Here is a 625-nt window from a genome sequence, read left to right on the forward strand (position 1 = left end):
GAGTCTGTTCTGGGAAAGGGCAAGAGAAAAGCGTCTCGAAATCGCGACCTACATAGCCCCTTCGGTTCCAGCCCGCATTGTAGCTGATCCGACTCGCCTCAATCAGGTCATCACCAACCTCGTGAACAATGCCCTCAAATTCACCGAAACCGGTGGCGTGACGATTTCAGTAGACAGAGGCGATTCCGAGGATCCCGACCAAGCAGCCCTTGTCATCGAAGTGCGCGACACCGGCATCGGTATCCCGGAAGACAAGATTGACCACATCTTCGAGGCCTTTTCACAGGCCGACCAGACCACCACACGCCGCTTCGGCGGCACCGGCCTCGGCCTGACCGTGTGTCGGCGCCTGGTAACCGCCATGGGTGGCGAAATCTCGGTACGGAGCAAGGTCGGTGAAGGCAGCGTGTTCCGCGTCGAGCTGAGCTTGCCGATTGAAGTGGATGCTTCGTTGCCCACAGTTTCCTATCTACCAATAATGATCGCGCTGGACAGCAAACTACAGCGCGATGCTCTGAGCCATATCCTGTCCGCCTACGGATGCACGATTGTCGAGGAAGGCGAAGACATGATCATCGGCTCCTCCGGCTCCGTGCCGCCGGGGGCCGCTTCGCCCTTCATCATT

At 58.4% G+C, this 625-nt stretch carries 1 protein-coding gene; it reads left to right on the top strand.

All coding sequences use genetic code 11. From position 1 onward, the window contains the following. Nucleotides 1-625, top strand: a 625-nt coding sequence (locus KDM41_18440; protein ID MCB1185404.1) for an ATP-binding protein, incomplete at both ends; no start/stop codon positions are given.

This window comes from bacterium, assembly GCA_020440705.1.
Classification (GTDB): Bacteria; Krumholzibacteriota; Krumholzibacteriia; order LZORAL124-64-63; family LZORAL124-64-63; genus JAGRNP01.